Raw genomic sequence first — 18,985 nt, forward strand, 5'->3', positions numbered from 1 at the left:
AGCCGCCTGTGAATCGGAGGCCAGGCGCAGGCCCGGTGGCTTGACCGTGATGTGAGACTTGCAGCATGAACATGGGACGTGAGTCGCGGTGGGATAAGGACGCAATGACGGTGGAGATCGTCTTCGCCCTGGTGACTGCCGCCGTGCTGGCTGGGGTGATCTTTACCGCCGCCTGGGCTCTCGTCCTGGTTCTTGACCTCTCTGGATCGGCGGGGAGAGGCGTATTGGTTGGGGGTGCACTGCTCGGAGCGGTGGCCGGTGTATGGCGTCTGGTACGGGTACTGCTTCGGTTCGACGAGCAGCGCCGAATGGGCCACTGACTACCCGTTCCGTTGCAGTCGGTGGCCTCCCGGCGTGGGGATCGCTGAGCGGCTGGTGACGGATGAATTGTGGGAGTCGTTCCAGCGGGTGGTGCCGGAGGCGCCGTCGCGAGCGCAGGTCGGTGGTCGGCGTCGGGACGGCGAATGGGAGGTGCTGGCCGCGATCGTGTTCGTTGCCACGTCGGGTTGTACCTGGCAGCAGCTGCCTTCGGCGTCGTTCGGCCCGTCGGGAGCGACCACCCACCGGCGGTTCTCGGAGTGGTCGAAGGCCCGGGTGTGGGCCAAGCTCCACCTCCTGCTCCTCGACGAACTCGGTGCCCGCGGCGAGCTGGACTGGTCGCGGTGCGCGATCGACTCGGCGAACCTACGGGCCCTCAAAAGGGGGACCTGACGGGTCGAACCCTGTTGATCGGGGCAATTACGGCTCGAAGATCGGCCTGATCACGGAACGGTCGGGGCTGCCCATATCCGTCGGTATATCCGGGGCCAACCTGCACGACAGCCAGGCCCTGATCTCGCTCGTGAAGGGCATCCCACCGATCCGCTCGCCCGAGGCCGGCGACGGCGCAAGCCCGGCAAAATCCACGCCGCCTGTAGCGTCGGTGGAGGCGGCGGCTGAGCTGCGCGCTGCAAACGCGCCGAACACGGACGACTGCGCAGTCGACGGCTCCCACGTCCAGGCTCTCAAAGGAGGAGATCACGTCGGGCCTTCACCGGTAGATCGTGGACGGCTCGGCTCCAAGCATCACGTGATCGTGGGCAGCCAGGGGATACCGCTCGCGGTCTCCCTGACCGGAGGAAACCGTCACGACGTCACACAGTTGATTACCCTGCTCGACCCGATCCCTCGCATAGGCGGACTGCGGGGCCGCCCGCGGAACCGGCCCAAGCGGATGTTCGCCGATCGCGGCTACGACTTCGACAAGTACCGTCGCCTGCTGTGCAAGTCTCCTGCAACTGGCCTGCTGCATTATCTGTCTCCGCCGACTGCACGCACAGAAGGATCAGCAGGGTCGTCGGTGTGCGTGATGTACGAGTGGTTCTGATCCGCGGGACGTCGAACGTCGGGAAGTCGACCGCGCCCAAGAGCTGGCGGAACAACTCAGGTTCGAGTGCCTGAGTACTGACGCGTTTGCCCGGCACTCTGGGCGCCCCTGGAGAACTCCGGAGTGGGATGCGCCGTCGCACATCGCTGAGCACTACGGATCATTTACGGCTATGGCCCCGTGCCGAAGAGCTGATCACGGCCCGTGCGGCCGAAGACCGCGGCAGTACGGGTCTGATCCTGGATCGACGGGTGACGGACAGTCCGCTACGGACCTGGCTGACATTGTTCTCGCAATATGCGGCATTCGACGCGCGGACGGCGCTGGGGCGGTCATCCGCCGGTCGGTGACCATTCGTGGCGGCTCACCTACGGCGCATGCCGATGCCAAGCGCCTGTGCCGAGGCTCAGTAGTTGTCACCCTCGGCACCAGATAGCCTGCGAAGAAGGCAGGTCAAGCAGTCTGCCTGTCACCGGAGGGGCGCTGCATTTGTCACATATGGGCGACGCCTGGGTCGCACGGGAACCGGTGCGCAGCATTACTCGCGAGGACCTCATCGCCATGCTTCGTGAACAGACCTCGGCCTGCGGACCTGCCCGGGACGTTTTGGTCGCCGGGGGCGCCTTCGACGTCTCCGACGGTCTGGTCCCCGCCAGCCGGCATGCGGGGGTGTTCGCAAGACGTCATCGCACAGCTGCTCGGCGTGGCCACACGGTCGGGGGCCTTGCCGCCTCCGTTGACATCCTCCGGCAGGCCGGGGAAGAGCTTGTCCGTACCGGTCTTATCCACTCCGTGGACGGGTCGTCCGTGTTCACGCTCTTCCTGAACTCCTCAGTGACAGAAGTGTTGGCCTGTGCAGGCGGACTCCGGCCCAATCTCCCGCAGCCGCCCGCAAATGCCGTCGAGTGACAACACACCTGCCTTTGTGTCAACTCTCATGCTTCGACTCAGCGCCCCACCAGCTCATATGGAAACGATCAGTAAGTCAGGGACGACTGGTGCCGGCATCTCCAGGACGTGCTGCCGGATCTCGGCTGTGCGGCCAGCGGTGGTGGGGGTGGTGGGGATACAGAACACCTCCGAAGGGCGCGTACGGGCCTCTGACCGGCCAGTGCAGGGATTCCGGCGTGTCGCCGGGCGCTCCGGCAGGCGGGAGGGCGGAACGCGGAGCCCGTCCGGACGCCCATCTGACACGCCGAGCAAGAAGATCAGCACCTCGCGGGCGCTACCCCGAAGGCTTCAGCAGTCTCCCGACCTCGCCGGATCAGCGTGGATGCGGAGTCGACCGTTGCCCATCACGCGCGACGCAACACATGTCCGCGGCTGACTATCCGCCGGCAAAGTCAGCATTCGTTCCACCAAACGTCACCACACCCCTGCCCCACATGGAAGCCGCACCCAAGATCAGCAGCGCACACCAAGGGCCAAGTGAGCAGCTGCGAGTCGCCCAGAAACGGAACTCGTCCGAAGCCAGCCGCCCTAAGGTCAGTTCGGGCGACAGCCCCGGCTCAGCGCACCCTTCCCCGCGCCTTCAGCTGCGTCGCAGGCAGTTCGGGGGCCGGAATCGGAAGGCCGTCGTAGCCCTTCACCTCGCCGAAACGGGTGCCGTTCATCCAGTCCTCCCGGGCCTGAACGATCTCCTCGTGGGAGCGCCCGATCCAGTTCCAGAACATAGCATCGAGTTTCCGTTTCACCCCAGCTCAGGGGCTTGATCGACCATCCGGGGTCAGCAAAAGGTCAGCAAGACGCCCGGGAGTCGACAACATGGCCACCATTAACCTCGTCCGCGGCATGGGAAGCTTCTTCAAGGAGTGCGAGCACCCTGAAAGCCGATGGCCGAAGTGCCCGCACGATTACAAGATCCGCTACCGCAACGCGGCCGGACGGCAGGCCGAGGAATCCGGCTTCTCCACCCAGGAGAAGGCGAAGGCCCGCCTCGCCGAGGTCTACCAGGCCCGGAAGAACAGCCCACAGAACCAGCACAAAGCCGAGCGCATCCAGAAGTATGGCCCGATGCGGTTCGAGCAGTACGCCACCGAGTGGAAGGCCAGCCAGCGCGACCTCAGCCCCAGCTCCCGGCGACACCTTGACTCGCTACTCGTCCACCACCTCTACCCTGCTTTCCAGAGCCGCCGGATGGGCACCTTCGACCACAAGGTCGTCGAAGTCTTCATCCAGTCCATGGAGCGCAACGGCGTCGGCCTGGCCACTCAGTCCAACGCCTTCGACAAACTCAAATCGATCCTGCTGGACGCCCACCGGCTCGGCCTCTACGACGACAACCCGCTCGACGGCGTCAAGCCCCCGCAGTATGACCCCAAGCGCGCCGTCATCCCATCCCCCGCTCAGCTCCACGGCATACGTACCGCCGGCGACGACGTGTTCCGCCTCGTCGCCGACCTCATGAGCGGCTGCGGTATGCGCAACGGGGAAGCGCTGGCCGTCAACATCAACAACATCGTGGCCGACGACGTGTACCGGATCACCGAGCAGGTCAACCAGACCACGAAGGCCTACGCCCCCCTCAAGCACCGCAAAGTCGGCGACTACCGCGACGTCCCGCTCCCGGCACGGGTTAAGCACTCCATCGAGTGGTACGCGGACACGTACGGCACCATTGACGGCTACCTGCTCCGCAGCCCGCGAGACCTGACCAAGCCGATGCTCAACTACTGGATTGGGAACCAGTGGCAGCGCATGAAGAAGGCTGGCCTCGTCGAGATCCCCGAAGGCATGGTTGTCTACGGCTTCCGCCACTTCTTCGCCTCCAACTGCCTCACCCACAACATCCCCATCACCGACGTCGCGGAATGGATGGGCCACCGCAGCCTCGACATCACCTTCAAGATCTACCGCCACCTCATGCCCGGCTCGATCGGCCGCGCCGCCAAGGTCCTGAACCTCGACCTCGCCGCCTGAACGTGCGAGGCCCCCTCCTTGGTCAAGGAGGGGGCCTCGCACACGTCGGATCAAGCGACCTCAACCGGCGGACAGCCGCTGCTGTTTCACCCAGGCTTGAATGTCTGCCACCTTGAACTGAAGCTTGGCATTCCGCCCGCTACCGAACCTGTACGGAACGAGGCCCGCGCGAGCGGCTTCGCGATACACCCACGGTACCGACATGTTCAGGTACTTCGCGGTTTCCTTGGCACTCATGAAATTCTGGCTCATTGGGATTCCTCTCGACGACGGTCAGCATCTGCCGGAGAGAATGACGCGCGGAGAGTCGTTTGGCTGAACCGAAGTTCTGCGCTAACGCGCCTTCCACGCACCTCTCAATGGCCGCAGGTCAAAGAGGGCGAAGAGCCTGGAAGTTGCCAGGGTTACGGGGCTTGGTCCGGTCCCGGGTACACCCCGGCCCGGCCTGGGACAAGCACAGTCGAGGCCGTTCGGGCGAGCGATGAACTACACGGTCATCCCATTTCGACCCTGTTTCATTGAGTAGCACGGCTCGTCCGGGTGGATCCGGTCTATGGGGATCAGGATGCATCGACGACCGGTTTGCGACCCTCCGGAAGGTCACGACGAACGCAGCCACCTTGTACGCCGAGTACAAGGAGCCGCTGTACGCCGCTCCCCCGCTGCTCCCCCGCATGGTCGACGCGGGCCGCCTCGGCCGCAAGACGGGGTCGGGCTTCTACGCCTACTGAGTGTCCTGCTGGCGGGCCCGGCGCTCACGTCGCCGGGCCCGCCGACGTACGTTCCCCGAGGTCAGGACCGTGTGCGGCCCGAAGAGTCTCGTCCCTACTGCCGACCCGCCGCCGTTTCGGAGCGCTACGGAGCGGCGGCGCGGATACGCGGGCCCGAAGCCCTGAGCCTTTCAGCGCTGTCGCAGCCTTCCGTGCTTGTACTGCGAAAACTCCCTCGGATGTCCCTCCGACAGAGCTGAAAGTCCCTGAAAAGTCCCTGGCGACTCAGACCCGGGACCTACGCATGACGAGTTGTCCGAGTCTTGCTCCACGCGCATCCGCCGACGCCCTTCAGCGACCATCGAGACCAAGACAGGGACCGCTTCGTCCGGAAGGAGCTCCGGCGGCTCCGCGTAGAGACGGCGCGGTCCCGAGCTGTTCCGATGGCCCGCAGAGCCATCAACTTGCTGATGGGTTCACGAACCTTGGATCAAGACCCAGGGCCCCGGGGAGAGTCGCGTTCGCCCGGTTTGATCATGGAATCCCGTGGAGGGTGAGCGTGGCTGCGGGGTGCGTGTGAGCTCGCCGGCCGCTGGCGATGTTGGCCCATCCTGAGCGGCGGAGGGTGGCGCGGGCAAGATCGCGCAGGGCGCTCATGACGGCGGGGGTGCGATGACGGCGGATCTGACTGGCGTCTTCGGCGAAGGTCACGTCTTTCGTCCAGTGGACGGTGTTCTCAATGATCCAGTGGCCGCGCACCCAGGCCGCGATCTCAGCGGGAGACGCCTGATGGGTCGCGAGATCGGTGACGGCGTAGACAGTCTCGGTCTGCCACTTCGATGTACCGATTCGGCGGCGTTTGCGGTGGATGCGGACAACCTGGTGGGCATGGGGGAACCGCAGTCCGTCCACGCTCACCACCTTCGCCTCGCGGACCTCCTCCCGGCCGTGCCCGCGGTCGCGGGACTGATCGAGGACCGGTACCTGCTTCCAGGGCAGTTTGGTCAACTGACGGGCCAGGGTGGGCTGGTTGTTCTTCACCGACAGCAGGTAGTGGGCCTGGCGGTCCTCGACAAGGTAGCGAGCGTGACTCGTCTGGGCATGCAGGGTATCGACGGTGACGACGGAGCCGGCCAGGTCCTGATCATCGAGGGTGTCCAGCAGCGGAGCGAACTCGGGGATCTCGTTCGTCTTCGCACCGATCTCGCGCAGAGCGGCGGTCAACGCATCGTGGTGGCGCACTGCGGACAGGACGAAGACGCGGCTGCCGTCCGCACGGACGGCTCCGCGTAGGCATTTGCCGTCCACGGCAAAAGCCGCACGACGCGGTTGCGGCCGGTCCGTCTCGTGCTGGGCGATCCGGTGGGCGCGGCGCTGTTCGCGCTCTACGGTCCCGTCCGGGGTTGTTGCGGATATCGGGCGAGCCGGGAGCCTGGTGAAACCGGCGGCGGTGAGGAGCGCGGGGTCGACGCGGGCGAATGCATCGCGCAGGGTTCGCTCGCCCGGAGCCTTGAACCGGCCGGTAAAGGGGTCGAAGGGGCAGCCCAGCCGGGCCAGGACATTCTGGTCGCAGCGGCGTACCCACTCGGCAATGGCGGTCAGGGAGTTGTGTCCGGCGCTGGTGAGGGCACACACGCCGACCGCGAGCAGCGTTGCCAGCAGGAACCGCACCCCGCGCGGATTCCTCGGATCGGGCACCTGGGACAGTGCGTCGAGCAGCCCGGACGGCACCACCGCCTCGGACCGTGACGCCCCGGCCCCGACCTGTGGCAGGTGCAGAGCGGACGGAACAGATGATGGTGAAACGAGCACGGCGCCCTTACCGGGACCGAACTGGTTCACCGGCCGGTGCGGTGAGCTCCTTGGTCATGAAGACGCGGCTGGTGCCCGGCGGATCGCAGGGCACCTCTCCCAGCCGCTTCCACCCGTGTTTCTGGTAGAAGCCGGGGGCTTGGAAGGTGATCGTGTAGAGCACGGCCGTGCGGCAGCCACGGGCACGGGCCTCGTCCTCGGCCTGCCGGAGGATCTCTGTTCCCAGCCCGCTGCCACGCAGCCGGGTCGGCAGGTAGAAGAGGTCGAGGAAGAGCAGCCCGAGCGAGGTACGCCCGGTCAGTCCGCCGACCACCTGGTGCGTCTCGGGATCACGGACCAGGACGGCCAGAGGTCTGCGGTCGGCGATTCCCGTGTGTTCGATGTTGAAGCGGTCCAGCGCGTCGGAGATTGCCGCAACGTCCTCCGGGTTGGGGGCGTCGGTGAGCACGAAGTCCGTCTGGGGGTCGGGCTGGCGGGAAACGGTGACGGCAGTGTCGGGCGCAGTCATGGTTGCTCCAGTACGTGAGCGGATGCGGGTGCGGGGCCGATGAGCCCGGCGCACGGGCCGACGCTAGGACGGGGACGCTTCGACGGACGTCGAAGGGACGTCGGCGACACTGGGCACTGTGGACATTCAGCGTGCAGGCCAGGATGTGGGTGTGGACCTGGCGGGCGTGGCCAGACTGCTGGCCGACGGCACCCGGGCCGCCTTCTGCCTCGCGCTGCTCGACGGCCGGGCATGGACGGCGAACGAGCTCGCGCGCTATGCCGGAGTCGCACCGTCCACGGCGACCTCGCACCTGAACCTGCTCGTAAACGGCGGACTCCTCGTCGAGGAGCGGCACGGACGCCACCGCTACGTACGGGTGGCCGACCGCAGAGTGGTCGAACTGATCGAGAGCCTTGCCGCGCTGGCCCCGAAGCACAGCCCCCGGCCACGCTCGCTGTCGGCCTCCGGCCGGCAGCAGGCACTGGCCCGCGCCCGGCTGTGCTACGACCACCTGGCCGGAACCACCGCACTGGCCATCACCGACGCGATGGTCGAGCACGGACTCCTGGAGTGGGGACCCGAGCCGGGCCTGACCGGCAAGGGCACCCTCTGGCTTGCCGAGACCGGCATCACGGTGCCTGCCGGCTCACGCCGGCCACCGGTGCGCGCCTGCCTGGACTGGACCGAGCGCCGTCTCCACCTGGCCGGTGCTGTGGGCGCCGCCCTGTCCGCCCACGCACTCGCCACCGGGTGGATGACGCGCATCGGCACCACCCGCGCCCTCCTCGTGACACCCGCCGGCCGCCGGGCACTGCACGACCACCTGGGCCTGCCACCAGCTGAACTCTGATCCTGAACCGGACCTGCCCCGGACACACCGACGCGTGATCAAGCCGGGCGAACAGGACTCTCCCCGGGGCCCTGGATCAAGACCAGGCATACGGGCTGATCATCGGCCGCCTGGCGGTACCGTGATGTGTCGGTGACAGCGCGTGCGGAGGAGGGGACCGGTGCAACAGGATGGTGCCCGTAAGAAGACGATCAACCCGAGTGCATACAACGCCTTGGCCTACGCACTCTGGAGGGTCATTTGGAACAAAGGCGACTTTGAACGCTATGTGCGCGGCATGTTGCAGGACCATACTGAGCTTCTGGCTCGCCTCGACTTCGGCAGGACCAAGCGCGAGACGTCCGGGCAGTTGGTAGACCTTCTTAGGACCAATGAGACCCGCTACCTCGATGCAACATTGGCACTCATGCTCGATATAGCGGGCATGGACCGGTTCCCCAACCTTGAACGACAGATCGATGGCACCGAGAAGGTGGTACTGGCCGAGGCCGCCGTGGCGGAGCTGCGGCGCTGGACTGGTAAGCAGCAAGAGCTCATCAAAGAGCATGAGGCCCACGCTGTGGCCATCGCCGAGAGCGCCAAGCAGGCTCAGGCATTCCGAGCATTCGCGGAGGCCCACGAAGACCTGAAGCAGCGCTTCTTCGTAATGCACAGCGCCACCGACAAGCACCAGCGCGGCCGAGACTTCGAGGGCTTCATCAACGAGCTGTTTGCCCTCTATGACTTGGAGCCCCGGGCGTCATACGTCATGGAATATGAGCAGATTGATGGCGCCTTCTCCTTCGATACGGACCACTACGTCCTGGAGGCTAAGTGGTGGGCGGACCGCATCGGCCGCCGGGAACTGGATGTCTTCAAGGCCAACATTGAGCGCAAGGGCAAGAACACCCTGGGTCTCTACGTCAGTGTCAACGGCTTCACTGGCGACGCCCTGGCGGTCTACAGCTTCAGCACGCCGTTCATCACGATGGACGGCGGCGATTTCATGGCCGTGCTCGACCAGCGCATCCGCCTAGACGAATTGATGAGCCGAAAGAAGCGCCACGCCAGCGAGACGGGACATTGCCACCTGCCAGTCGCAAAGATCTTCTCAGAGTCGGAGTAGATGGCGGCCCCGCTCCTCAGCTGAATTGACAACAGCGAGTGATAGCGACCCCAACGAACCCCTTTCACTACGTCAAGAGTTCTCATGAGGGCGCTCGGATTCGGCTTCCATGTCACGGGTTACAGTCCTGGCAGACGTCGCGGATCTCCACACTGGGGCTCGGGCCTATAGCTGGGCATGTCGAGCCAATCTCCATCTAGCGTCAACCCTCCGCAAGCCGATCGCATGTCACACGAATAGCTCAGAAAGTAACAATTGATTCCGAAATGACTATTGGTGGATTCGATGGATGTTTTCGTTGAATTTAGCCAGACCTGGTGAGGGCCGGACCAAAGACTACCACCGTGGACCCCGTGGAAATCCCGCAGGTGCACAGTTAGATCGCGCACGGAAAGATTAATAGCCATCCTCATGGAAATGTGCGGCAAGTCTGACCGCACACCGTTTAGATAATCTAGGACGGAATCCGGGATACGTACACCATCCTCGGCCAAACGGCAGCAGACATGCTTAACAAAATACTTCAGCAAGTCTGACGTTTTTTCGCGCCAATTACTGCCGAAGATCGCACCCATCCGAACCCCTCCAGCAACGACGATCGCCCCCTCCTCGGCGTGCAGGTACTCAGCAAACAGATCATACGACCTATCGAACGCCTGACTTTGTTCATTGTTGCAGCGAGCGCACAGAACTTTGGCAAACTTCAGCTTCGCTGAACTTGCGCCCTGGATATACTCTTGCCGCTTGGAATTTCCTTTCACGCGCACCACGCCTGCCCTCCAGGCGTCCTTCTCGAAATTTCTAACGACATCAGACTTCTTGTAGCGGTGTTCTCTGGAATCTGCCAGATCTCCGCACCACCAACACCGCCCCTGGTAGTCGTGTCGTAGTCCGGCCGGAACTGAACCTTCCATAACATGCCTCCTCGGCTTCAATCCCATGATGGCATGGGAAACGTCTTGCGTCAGCATGTTTACCTGCGTCATCGCTTCGAGATTGAAGCAATCATGGAGCGCGACAGCCTTCGGCGGTACAGTTTCGGCGTGACTAACAACAGAGCTAAGCGTCAAGCGTCAGACGGCGCCGCGCAAGCGGCCATAGCTGGTATTGCGACGGGTGCCGGGGCCGCCCTAGGAGGGCCGGCGGGTGCGCTTGCTGGAGCTATGGCAGTGCCCGCACTATCGACAGGGCTGAAGATGCTTTCAGATAAGGTCGCACGAAACCGCCAGGATCGAAGCTCCGAGGTTCTTCTTGCGGCGGCCGACGCATTGGGAGTGAATGAGGAGCAGTTGACTGGACTCCTGCTTGAGGATGAACGTCTTCTGGAGCTGACTGGAAGGGTCATTCTTTCCGCTCAAGATATTTCACTGGGGGTGAAGCGAAGGGCTTTGGCCCTCGCTCTTGCTGCTGCGGTAGACGACCCATCACCGGCGAGGCTAGATGTCATGGAGCTTATTCATTCCGCTCTATCCTCGATCGACGCCCCACATATTCGTTTCATGTATGTCATTTCAAGCGCCGACCCTCTACCGGAATTTCCCGAAAGGCCAATTCCGGGACAGAGATATGGCATGTCCGTCGGCCAGGCGTCCAAGAAGGATCCAGGTCTAACGGAAGGAGCTTCGGCGATTCTTCAAAAACTCTTGTCACTGGGGCTAGTGGAAAGTTCGTCCAACGGAATTACGGCTGGCGATCGATACAAGCCCTACGCCCTCTCGCGCCTTGGTCGTCACCTGCTTTCCCTTCTCCGGGAGCCACAGGGAGAGTGAGCGATATGACGGGAGGAGCCGTTTCAGGCTGGGGATTCTAAGGCGATTGATGAAGCTTTGAGTTTTCGGCGGGTATGGAACTCCATCCGCAGATCTCCGTCACGGATCTTGTTGACGGCGTGGAATTGTGCCGAAGTGAGGAGGAACTAGGGCCCGTCTTCAAAGCCGCAAGGGTCCTGGTCTCTGATTCCGCTAAGCGGCGGGCCGGCCCTACCTGCTGTCTCGTGTCTTCTCGTAAGCGGCCAGTTCGCCTGCGTTGCCGGTGAAGGCCGGGCCGCAGCCTGGCGGCATGCGATCGATGACCATCGCCACTGCGGCCCGTGCGCTGTCTGTCTCAGCGATCCGCGGGCTGCTTCGGCTTGGTCCTTCGACGTAGTACCGGCCGTCCCTCAGCGTGCCGATGTACGGGATGTCCCAGGTGTAGTCCATCTCCGTGCACCTGCTGAAATGCAGCTCCCACATACCGGTCCACGGGGAGAGCTGGCGAAGCAGCGGTTCGGCATGCGCTACCCGGACCAGCTCGGCAAACGGCTTCAGAAGCGGTGATTCATCCGGCCGGGAAGGTTCACCGAAAGTGGTCAGGATCTTGTGCCAGGATGCGTCGACGATGTTCATTCTGCGATTGTGCAGGGTCCCAACGGCCCTGTCAGCAAAGGTCACCTACCGGTGGATCATGGTCGGATGCAGAGACATGAACTCACCGATCAGGAGTGGGATCTACTCGATTCGCTTGTGCCCTCGTCCGCGACAGGCCAGCCGAGGGTGGATGGCCGACAGGTGATCAACGGGATGATCTACAAGATCCGCCGTAGCGACGTTCCTGCCCGGCGCTCCTTCATCAGCAGCCGCCGAAGGTCTCACGATTATCCCTGAACCGGCCTCACGCCGCTCCTCCAGGCGTTACACCGCCACCGTCGACCCAAACGAAGTCGTGCACGCGCCATTGGCCAAAAGGGCAAGCGCTGGGCCTAGGGCTACAGGCGAACACCGGCGCGCAGGACGAACGGCCCCTCGAGAACATCGTCTCGGAGTTACTCGGCGCTTCAACCGCGCTCAGCTCGTCGACGAACACGAGCCTGGCACTGGCCCCGGGGAGTGCATGCACGGCGCTATGGCGCAAGTCGCCGCCGGATCGACATGCTGTTCTCCATCGGCCAGTGAGGCCGCACGCTCGACCGTCTCTCCCTATACCGCACCCTCCGACGCCGAACGCTCTCTTGCCTGAACCGGCCGGCCCGATGGCCGTCTCGTGCTCACCGTGGTTCCAGTGAAGCGACTCTGCCGGCATGAGCAGCACCTGCATGGTTGATTCCTCTGCCGACGCATACGGATCCATCGCTCGCACTTCAGCCTCCATCTTGTAGGGCTCCCCAGCACCCTCACGGAGGACTTTTCGGTCCTTGAACCGCGGATAGGTCTCTGATGTTGTCCTGTTGTCGGACGCTCTCAAGTCGCCCACTCGTCCACCGCTCTGCACGCTCGTCGTCCATCTGTCCACCGGTGTCCACCGGAGGCGATCATGGTGCCTCGTAAGGGGCGTCCCGCCACCATGCATTATCTTGGAAAGCGCAGATTCCCAGGTCAAATGCTGTTTGAGACTTGGGGATTCTCTGAACCGCCTTCGGATTTCGAACCCGGGACCTACTCATTACGAGACCGAGAGCGATCGTGCCGGGTGGTGCCGCACCATGCTTCCTGATGACGTTTTCCCAGATCAGACCATGTGCGCCAGTCTTCCCCGTGCGGCCTCGTACTGGCTCGTCCAAAGGCGTCTGTCCACCGGAGCGCCTCTCCGGGCGGCTTCCAGTAACCATTCCGTTGCGCGCGTGAGACGACCCAAACCGACATCGCCCCTCCGTCCGACGCGCTTGTCAGCGTCTCACAACTGCAGTACGCGTTCTAGGCGATCACCGACGGTGCGGGGTTGGAGCGGGACGGGTCGTCTGGAGTCGTTCAGCTGCCTGTGCGGGGATGCCATGGGCCACGGTGACGTTGATCAGAGGTCGTAGACGTTCGTCTGTCGAGGAGCGGTTGTCCGGCAGTGGTGACGACGGCGCCGAGTTTGGACGGCCGGGTGCAGCCGAAGGGCTCTCTGGCGATGTGCAGGCGCCATGAGACGACGTGTCGAGGATGGTGGTGGAGGCGGCCGTGTCGGGACGGTCGGTGTTGAGCACGGCCGCCGTCGACGTTGGTGGCTGTGACGCGGGCGGCGAGGTTTTCTGCGCCGACGTGGTCCAAGGCCACGTCACCCCGTTCCTGCCTGTGCTACAGCACCATAGAAATCCCGTCCGTCGGCGCCGAACTAACCTACTCAGCGCGATGCCGGTTGGATCGGTACAGGTCTTATGCGAAGGTGAAGACGATCTTGCCGACGGTGTTGCCGTTGCGGAGCCGGTCGGCGGCTTCTCGGTATTGCTCGATGTTGAGGGTGGTGTCGATGACGGGCGTGATGTCACCGCGGCCGACAGCCGGCAGGACCTGGGCGTGGAGCCCTTCAAGGATCGGGACGGTTTCCCAGTCGCGGGAGAATCCGAAGGAGACGCCGTGGACGGTGAGGTGCCGGTAGGACAGGTCGTCCAGGTCGATGGTTGTGGCGGGTCCGGCGAGGCGGCCGATGTTCACGACGTGTCCGTCATGGGCGGTCGCCGGGAGGCAGGCGGCGAAGGTGTCACCCGCGACGTGATCGAGGACGACGTTCACGCCTTCGTCGTCGGTGGCGGCGAGTACCGCGCGGGTCAGGTGGTCGTCCTTGCCGGTGACGATCACGGTGTCCGCGCCCAGGCGGGTGAGCAGGTCCTTCTTGTCGGTGCTGCGCGTCGTAGCGATGATCTTCGATGCGCCCAGGGTCTTGGCGATCTGGACGCCGATCATGCCGATACCCGTCGACGCTCCCGTGCTCAGGACACTCTGTCCCGACTGGAAGCCCGCGATGGTGAGCGCGCCGAACTCGGTCAGCAGTGCGGTCGGCAGCGCGCACGCCACTTCCGGCGCCAGGGCCTTGGGGCGGGGCAGTACGAACCGGTGATCGGCCACCAGGTACTGGGCGAACGCGGCGGGGAAGGTGCCCATGACCGGATCCCCGACCTTCCAGTCACCAGCATCCGAGCCGACGGCGGCGATCTCGCCCGCGTACTCGAACCCGGCGATGGACTCCTTGCCGGTGCCGCCGTGGGTGGGGTCGGCTTCGGCGAGCATGGGCAGGTCGGCGTTGTTGGTCGCCGAGGCGCGGTTGCGGATGAGGACTTCGCCGGGGCCAGGCTCGGGGGCCGGCACGTCGTCCAGAACCACTCCGGTCCGCGGCCGAGCAGCAGTGCCTTCATCATGTCCGTCATATCGGTGCTCCCTTGGTGTGGCCAGGCCGCCGCCCTGGCGGCGGTGACGCGGCGTGGCGGCGGGCCGGCCGGCCGCGGACCGGAGTGGGGCGGCCGGCCCGGGTGCGGTCTTACTTGCCGCTGTAGACGGGGAAGGCGGCGTGCTCGCCGTAGTCCCGCTCGTCGAGGGTGCGGAGCGCGGTCATGTCCGCTTCGGAGATCTCGAAGTCGAGGGCGGCGTTGGAGCGCATGTGCGCGGGGTTCGCGGTCTTCGGGAGCGGCTGGGTGTCCAGTTGCAGGGTGTAGCGGATGCACAACTGGGGGACGCTCACCTGGTACTTCTCGGCGATCGCCTTGATCTCGCGGCTGTCGAGGAGCGTGCCGTGGGCGATCGGCGAGTACGCCTGCACAAGGATGTTCCGCTCCCCGCAGAAGGCGAGCAGTTCCTCCGGGGTGTTCCCGGCGTGCAGAAGCACCTGGTCCACGTGCGGCGCCACCGTGCCGGAGGCGAGGACGTTCTCCAGGTCGGGCTGGAGGAAGTTCGACACACCGATGGCGCGGATCTTGCCCGCCTTGTGGGCGTCCTCCAGTGCGCGCCATGCCTGGCGGTTGCCCTCGGCGTAGTCGCCGCCGCGGAAGTCGTACCACGGCTGCGGGGCGTGGATCAGCATCAGGTCGATGTAGCCGATGTCCAGCTTCGCCAGAGACTCCTCGATCGCCGCAGCCGCAGCGTCGTAGTCCTTGATCTCTGCGGCCAGCTTCGTCGACACGAACAGGTCCTCGCGCGCCACACCGGAGGTACGGACGCCTTCGCCGACGCCGCGCTCGTTGCCGTACGCCTGCGCGGTGTCGATGTTGCGGTAGCCGATCTCGATCGCCGCGCGTACGGCGTCGGCTGCCTTGTCGTCGTCGATGAACCACGTGCCCAGGCCGAGCTTGGGGATCTCGACGCCGTTGGAAAGGGTGTAGGTCTCGTTCAGGATGTTCATGCGTTCTCTCCGCTCTTGGGCAGTCGGCCGTACACCTCGTCGGTGACCGGCTCCAGCCACTCGTTGCTGACGTCGTCTCCCGGCGTGATGAAGGCGACGTGGGAGAACCACGCGTCGGCCTTCGCGCCGTGCCAGTGCTTCGTTCCCGCCGGGACGCGGATCACGGTGCCGGGGGTCATACTGATCGGGTCCTGGCCTTCGGCCTGGTACCAGCCGCTGCCGGCCGTGCACAGCAGGATCTGGTCGCCGCCGCCACCAGTGCCGTGGTGGATGTGCCAGTTGTTGCGGCAGCCCGGCTCGAAGGGCACGTTGCTGACCGGGACGCTCCCGCCCGTGAGCGGAGCCACATAGCTCTGCCCGATGAAGTTCTCGGCGTAGGCGTCGTTGGTGTCACCGAGCGGGAAGATCTGCTCGAATCCCTGGTCGGTCATGTCGAATGTCTCCTTGATCATTTGCGGGGGGGGGGGTGATGGTGGTGCGCAGCTCCGGTGCCCCCTGTGCCTGCTACTCGCGGTGCCCGTGCCGTGTCCGGTGCCGGTGCCGCAGGGGCCCTGGCTCAAGAACGGCTGTTCTGCACCACCGCGGTTATCCGGCGTCGGCGAGGATCGCTTTGAGCTGGCCGGCGGCGCCCATCGCGTTGGGCCATCCGGCGTAGAAGGCCAGGTGGGTGATGGCCTCGCTCAGCTCTTCCTTGGCCAGCCCGTTTTCCATCGCGAGCTTGAGGTGGAAGCCGAGCTGATCGCTGCGGTAGAGGGCGATCAGGGCGGTGACGGTGACCAGGCTGCGGTCCCGGGGCGAGAGGTCCGGCCGTTCCCAGACGTCGCCGAAGAGGACTTGGTCGGTCAGGTCGGCGAGCTTGAGGGTGATGTCACCGATGGCCTGCTGCGCCGCGGAGGGTTCCTGAGACATGGCGTGTCTCCTTGATCTCTGCCGGGGCCGGCAGGAGGTGAGAGGGTTGCGGTCACTTCTCGATGAGCTGCCCGTACTCCTCCTGGAAGCGGTCCCCGACGGCGGGCGGGAGGTTGTCGAGCCGGGTGAGCTGGTCGGCGGTCAGGACGAGGGTGTCGGCGGCGGTGTTCTCCTCGACGCGGGATACCCGCTTGGTGCCGGGGATCGGAGCGATGTCTTCACCCTTGGCCAGCAGCCAGGCCAGCGCCACCTGGGCCGGTGTCGCCTCCGCCTCGACGGCGACGGCCTGGACCTCGTCGGCGATGGCCAGGTTGCGCTGGAAGTTCTCGCCCTCGAAGCGGGGGTTGCCGACGCGGAAGTCACCCTCGTCCAGGTGGGCGATGGAGCGGACGGTGCCGGTGAGGAAGCCGTGGCCGAGCGGGGAGTACGGGACGAAGCCGATGCCCAGCTCGCGTACCCGTACTTCCGGAATTCATTTCCGGTTTTCCGGGGGCTCCTCATCACCACGTCATCCACCTTGGCACCGCCTCGCGCGCCCGAAAAGAGGAGAGATTCTTCCGGGGAAGGATCCTTCCCCCCTTCGGGCATGCCGGCCGTGCCATGCGTGTCCTGGCGGGTCAGCCGGTGCGGTCGATAGTGACCTTGGCGGTGCCGTCGTGTCCGGTGAAGGCGTCCAGGCCCCCGTCGATCGTGCCGAGCACCACCATGCCGGGTGCCGGGACCGGTGGGCCGGCGTGCTTGTAGTAGACGGCCAGGCCGGGGCCGGGCGGCCAGTACACGAGCTGACCTGCCTGGTAGTCGGTCTGCCGGTTCTTCTCGGCCACGGGGAGCGGTTCGGGCAGCGCCCCGTACAGTTCCCGCTCCAGCATGTCGCTCATCTCCACCGTGACCGGGAGCGTGGTGGCGAAGGCCCGCGCGGTGGCGTTGTCGGTCAGCGTCGCTTGCGTGGTCGTGTCCCCGACGCGGAGGGCGACCTTCATCCCGTTCACCCTCTCGGTGCTTGCAGGGTTCGGCGCCTGTGGTGTTGCGGAAGGCTTCGTCCCCGAGGGGGAAGCGTTGTCCTGCGCGGTGTCGTTGCCGCACGCGGCGACGGCCAGGGTGAGCGACATGACCCCTGCCACGCACAATGCTCTGCTTTTCACGCTGTCCTCTCAAAAAAGGTTCCGGGAGTGAGGGGTGTTACCGAGGGGTTATCGGAATGCTGCCGGCCGGGCTTGGGATTTCGTTGCGGTACGGCAGGTGTTCTCGCCCGGCGTCTTCCTTGATTTTTCCGAGGGCGTCATTGAATCCCTCGGGGGTGTGGCTGGATCCGGCGAGGCGGTCGATGTGCACCTCGTCGATGTCGCGTCCGACGACCCGGTCGGGGATCGCGTCGGCGAAGCGTTCTTGCAGGTCCAGTGAGGTGGGGTCGGTGGCGTGGGGTTCGACCTCGACCTGGGCGATCACGTCGTCGTTGAGGGTGAGGGTGACGCCGATGGAGGAGCCCTGGCTCCCGTACTCGCCGGTCGCCTCGTACCGGCCGTCCGCGTACTGCGCGTCCTTGCCCGGCTCCCGTGCCGGGACCGTGCTGCTGCGCTCCGGGGGCGGGGAGCTCTCGGTGTCGGTGGACGAGCAGCCGGTCGCGGCCGTGAGGGCGCAGGCGCCCATCATCGTGGCCACGGTGAGTTTCCTGCTCAGCGCGCTCATGCTGGGTGTCCCTTTCCGCAGGGTCGCTTGGGTGTCCGGGGGCGTGCGGCCGTATGCCGCACGTGTCGGGTGGGGCCGGTCAGGTGGGGTCGGCGGCGAAGAGGGTGCCGTCGAAGCCGCCGAAGGTGTCGGTGCGGCCGTCGGCGAGCATGCGGACGCAGGCGAACGAGAAGCTGTCCGCGAGCCGGTGTGCCGGGGTGAGGAACAGGGCTGTGGCCAGCGCGTCCGCGACGTCCGTACGCTCGGCGACGACCCAGGTGGCCACGGTGTCGTGCACGGGGGCACCGGTGCGGGCGTCGAGGACGTGGTGCAGTCGGGGCCCCCAGGCGCGGCGGGTGATCGCCGAGGCGCACAGTGCCGCATCCGCCACGTTCGCCACGCCGATGACCCGGCCGGGCTCGGTGGGGTGTTCCAGGCCGATCCGGATCGGGTGCTCGCCGCCGTGGCGGAGGTCGCCGCTGGCGTCGACCACGAAGCGGGTGACTCCCGCGTCCTGGAGCAGGGCGCTGACGAGGTCGACGAGGTAGCCCTTGCCCGCCGCCCCGACGTCGATCACCAGCGGCCGGCGGGTGCGCAGCATCGCCCCGTGCCGCTCGACGTCCCGGTGCCACGCGGGGCGCGCGTCGGCGTGGGCCGCGCGGTCGGTGTGGGGTACGGGGGTGAGGGAGTAGGCGGGGTCGTAGCCGAGGAGTTCCAGGTCGCGGCCGACCAGCGGGTCCATCGCCCCGCCCGTGAGGTGGGCGAGCTGGTCGTAGAGGTCGAAGAGGTCGATGGCGTCGTCGGGGAAGACGAACCGGCCGCCGCCGGGCGCTGCGGCGATCTGCGAGACGAGCGAGTCGGGGCGGAACCGCGAGTACACGGCATCGAAGCGGTCGACACGGTCAAGGATCCTCTCGCGCACCTCTGCGGGCAGAGGTGCGGGCGTTTCGATCTCCCACCGGGTGCCGATCGCGTCGAAGGCAAAGAGAGACTTGCCGGCGTCGGATACCGCCGCCGTTGTGTTTCCGGCGCGCGGACCGCACAAAGTGGGGGAATTGTCTGCGGTACATTCCTGCACGGCCATGTCTCC

At 65.5% G+C, this 18,985-nt stretch carries 17 protein-coding genes and 5 pseudogenes; 8 read left to right on the plus strand and 14 right to left on the minus strand.

The window, feature by feature from the left end:
• Positions 1-65 precede the first annotated feature (65 nt).
• From IE272_RS23295 to IE272_RS23305, 3 genes and pseudogenes are all read left to right on the plus strand, one after another.
• Positions 66-320, plus strand: a complete 255-nt coding sequence (locus IE272_RS23295) for a DUF6332 family protein (protein WP_179890661.1) — start codon at positions 66-68, stop codon at positions 318-320.
• Between the two features lie 34 nt (positions 321-354).
• Positions 355-906, plus strand: a pseudogene (locus tag IE272_RS23300) (IS5 family transposase); the annotation flags it as partial.
• 28 nt (positions 907-934) lie between these two features.
• Positions 935-1,261: pseudogene (locus tag IE272_RS23305) on the plus strand (transposase); the annotation flags it as partial.
• Positions 1,262-2,874: 1,613 nt separating this feature from the next.
• Here the strand turns inward: IE272_RS23305 and IE272_RS23310 are convergent.
• Positions 2,875-3,039 (minus strand): annotated as a pseudogene (locus tag IE272_RS23310) (pirin family protein); the annotation flags it as partial.
• A gap of 91 nt (positions 3,040-3,130) precedes the next feature.
• Here IE272_RS23310 and IE272_RS23315 point away from each other — a divergent pair.
• A complete protein-coding gene (locus IE272_RS23315) occupies positions 3,131-4,285 on the plus strand; it encodes a tyrosine-type recombinase/integrase (protein ID WP_229897454.1) in 1,155 nt (384 codons plus the stop codon).
• 60 nt (positions 4,286-4,345) lie between these two features.
• On the opposite strand, the gene IE272_RS23320 is transcribed toward IE272_RS23315, so the two are convergent.
• Positions 4,346-4,537, minus strand: a complete 192-nt coding sequence (locus tag IE272_RS23320) for a helix-turn-helix domain-containing protein (RefSeq protein ID WP_050362723.1) — start codon at positions 4,535-4,537, stop codon at positions 4,346-4,348.
• 365 nt (positions 4,538-4,902) lie between these two features.
• Here IE272_RS23320 and IE272_RS23325 point away from each other — a divergent pair.
• Positions 4,903-5,016: pseudogene (locus IE272_RS23325) on the plus strand (3-hydroxyacyl-CoA dehydrogenase family protein); the annotation flags it as partial.
• Positions 5,017-5,529: 513 nt separating this feature from the next.
• On the opposite strand, the gene IE272_RS23330 reads toward IE272_RS23325, so the two are convergent.
• Both IE272_RS23330 and IE272_RS23335 read right to left on the minus strand, forming a co-directional pair.
• Positions 5,530-6,807, minus strand: coding sequence for an ISAs1 family transposase (locus IE272_RS23330; protein ID WP_373304186.1), 1,278 nt, complete (start codon positions 6,805-6,807; stop codon positions 5,530-5,532).
• Between the two features lie 7 nt (positions 6,808-6,814).
• Complete coding sequence (locus IE272_RS23335) at positions 6,815-7,315, minus strand: GNAT family N-acetyltransferase (protein ID WP_050362721.1); 501 nt, start codon at positions 7,313-7,315, stop codon at positions 6,815-6,817.
• A 124-nt stretch (positions 7,316-7,439) separates the two neighbouring features.
• Between IE272_RS23335 and IE272_RS23340 the strand changes: the two genes are divergently transcribed.
• The gene (locus IE272_RS23340) at positions 7,440-8,147 is read left to right on the plus strand and encodes an ArsR/SmtB family transcription factor (RefSeq protein ID WP_050363188.1); all 708 of its coding nucleotides are present in this window, start codon (positions 7,440-7,442) and stop codon (positions 8,145-8,147) included.
• 160 nt (positions 8,148-8,307) lie between these two features.
• The gene (locus tag IE272_RS23345) at positions 8,308-9,252 is read left to right on the plus strand and encodes a restriction endonuclease (RefSeq protein ID WP_190007806.1); all 945 of its coding nucleotides are present in this window, start codon (positions 8,308-8,310) and stop codon (positions 9,250-9,252) included.
• A 119-nt stretch (positions 9,253-9,371) separates the two neighbouring features.
• Here IE272_RS23345 and IE272_RS23350 read toward each other — a convergent pair whose 3' ends face one another.
• Complete coding sequence (locus IE272_RS23350; RefSeq protein ID WP_190007808.1) at positions 9,372-10,223, minus strand: hypothetical protein; 852 nt, start codon at positions 10,221-10,223, stop codon at positions 9,372-9,374.
• Here IE272_RS23350 and IE272_RS23355 point away from each other — a divergent pair.
• Positions 10,200-11,021 (plus strand): hypothetical protein, encoded by an 822-nt coding sequence (locus tag IE272_RS23355; RefSeq protein ID WP_190007810.1) that lies wholly within the window; start codon positions 10,200-10,202, stop codon positions 11,019-11,021. The genes IE272_RS23350 and IE272_RS23355 overlap by 24 nt on opposite strands.
• A gap of 210 nt (positions 11,022-11,231) precedes the next feature.
• Here the strand turns inward: IE272_RS23355 and IE272_RS23360 are convergent, their stop codons facing one another.
• From IE272_RS23360 to IE272_RS23400, 9 genes and pseudogenes are all read right to left on the minus strand, one after another.
• On the minus strand, positions 11,232-11,636 hold the full coding sequence (locus tag IE272_RS23360; protein ID WP_229897458.1) for a DUF6193 family natural product biosynthesis protein: 405 nt from the start codon (positions 11,634-11,636) through the stop codon (positions 11,232-11,234).
• 1,728 nt (positions 11,637-13,364) lie between these two features.
• Entirely contained in the window at positions 13,365-14,309 is a 945-nt protein-coding gene (locus tag IE272_RS23365; RefSeq protein ID WP_229897460.1) for a quinone oxidoreductase family protein, read from the minus strand.
• Between the two features lie 154 nt (positions 14,310-14,463).
• Complete coding sequence (locus IE272_RS23370) at positions 14,464-15,321, minus strand: aldo/keto reductase (RefSeq protein ID WP_190007813.1); 858 nt, start codon at positions 15,319-15,321, stop codon at positions 14,464-14,466.
• A complete protein-coding gene (locus tag IE272_RS23375; protein ID WP_190007815.1) occupies positions 15,318-15,752 on the minus strand; it encodes a cupin domain-containing protein in 435 nt (144 codons plus the stop codon). Before IE272_RS23375 ends, IE272_RS23370 begins: the two co-directional genes overlap by 4 nt.
• Positions 15,753-15,906: 154 nt before the next feature.
• Positions 15,907-16,230, minus strand: a complete 324-nt coding sequence (locus IE272_RS23380; protein ID WP_050361402.1) for a carboxymuconolactone decarboxylase family protein — start codon at positions 16,228-16,230, stop codon at positions 15,907-15,909.
• Between the two features lie 52 nt (positions 16,231-16,282).
• A pseudogene (locus tag IE272_RS23385) lies at positions 16,283-16,687 on the minus strand (aldo/keto reductase); the annotation flags it as partial.
• Between the two features lie 160 nt (positions 16,688-16,847).
• Positions 16,848-17,210 carry a cyclophilin-like fold protein gene (locus tag IE272_RS23390; protein WP_229897462.1) on the minus strand — a complete coding sequence of 121 codons (363 nt, stop codon included), beginning with the start codon at positions 17,208-17,210 and terminating at the stop codon, positions 16,848-16,850.
• Between the two features lie 199 nt (positions 17,211-17,409).
• Positions 17,410-17,916, minus strand: a complete 507-nt coding sequence (locus tag IE272_RS38805) for a hypothetical protein (RefSeq protein WP_229897464.1) — start codon at positions 17,914-17,916, stop codon at positions 17,410-17,412.
• A gap of 79 nt (positions 17,917-17,995) precedes the next feature.
• Positions 17,996-18,817 carry an FAD:protein FMN transferase gene (locus IE272_RS23400; RefSeq protein WP_229897472.1) on the minus strand — a complete coding sequence of 274 codons (822 nt, stop codon included), beginning with the start codon at positions 18,815-18,817 and terminating at the stop codon, positions 17,996-17,998.
• Positions 18,818-18,985 lie beyond the last annotated feature (168 nt).

The organism is Streptomyces anulatus (assembly GCF_014650675.1).
GTDB classification, from domain to species: domain Bacteria; phylum Actinomycetota; class Actinomycetes; order Streptomycetales; family Streptomycetaceae; genus Streptomyces; species Streptomyces anulatus.

What these genes read in the sequence shown, in the direction of transcription:
- IE272_RS23295 (WP_179890661.1), top strand. Translation starts at nt 66, where the DNA reads ATGAACATGGGACGTGAGTCGCGGTGGGATAAGGACGCAATGACGGTG.
- IE272_RS23315 (WP_229897454.1), top strand. Translation starts at nt 3,131, where the DNA reads ATGGCCACCATTAACCTCGTCCGCGGCATGGGAAGCTTCTTCAAGGAG.
- IE272_RS23320 (WP_050362723.1), bottom strand. Translation starts at nt 4,537, where the DNA reads ATGAGCCAGAATTTCATGAGTGCCAAGGAAACCGCGAAGTACCTGAAC.
- IE272_RS23335 (WP_050362721.1), bottom strand. Translation starts at nt 7,315, where the DNA reads ATGACTGCGCCCGACACTGCCGTCACCGTTTCCCGCCAGCCCGACCCC.
- IE272_RS23355 (WP_190007810.1), top strand. Translation starts at nt 10,200, where the DNA reads ATGGGAAACGTCTTGCGTCAGCATGTTTACCTGCGTCATCGCTTCGAG.
- IE272_RS23350 (WP_190007808.1), bottom strand. Translation starts at nt 10,223, where the DNA reads ATGCTGACGCAAGACGTTTCCCATGCCATCATGGGATTGAAGCCGAGG.
- IE272_RS23360 (WP_229897458.1), bottom strand. Translation starts at nt 11,636, where the DNA reads ATGAACATCGTCGACGCATCCTGGCACAAGATCCTGACCACTTTCGGT.
- IE272_RS23370 (WP_190007813.1), bottom strand. Translation starts at nt 15,321, where the DNA reads ATGAACATCCTGAACGAGACCTACACCCTTTCCAACGGCGTCGAGATC.
- IE272_RS23375 (WP_190007815.1), bottom strand. Translation starts at nt 15,752, where the DNA reads ATGACCGACCAGGGATTCGAGCAGATCTTCCCGCTCGGTGACACCAAC.
- IE272_RS23380 (WP_050361402.1), bottom strand. Translation starts at nt 16,230, where the DNA reads ATGTCTCAGGAACCCTCCGCGGCGCAGCAGGCCATCGGTGACATCACC.
- IE272_RS23390 (WP_229897462.1), bottom strand. Translation starts at nt 17,210, where the DNA reads ATGAAGGTCGCCCTCCGCGTCGGGGACACGACCACGCAAGCGACGCTG.
- IE272_RS38805 (WP_229897464.1), bottom strand. Translation starts at nt 17,916, where the DNA reads ATGAGCGCGCTGAGCAGGAAACTCACCGTGGCCACGATGATGGGCGCC.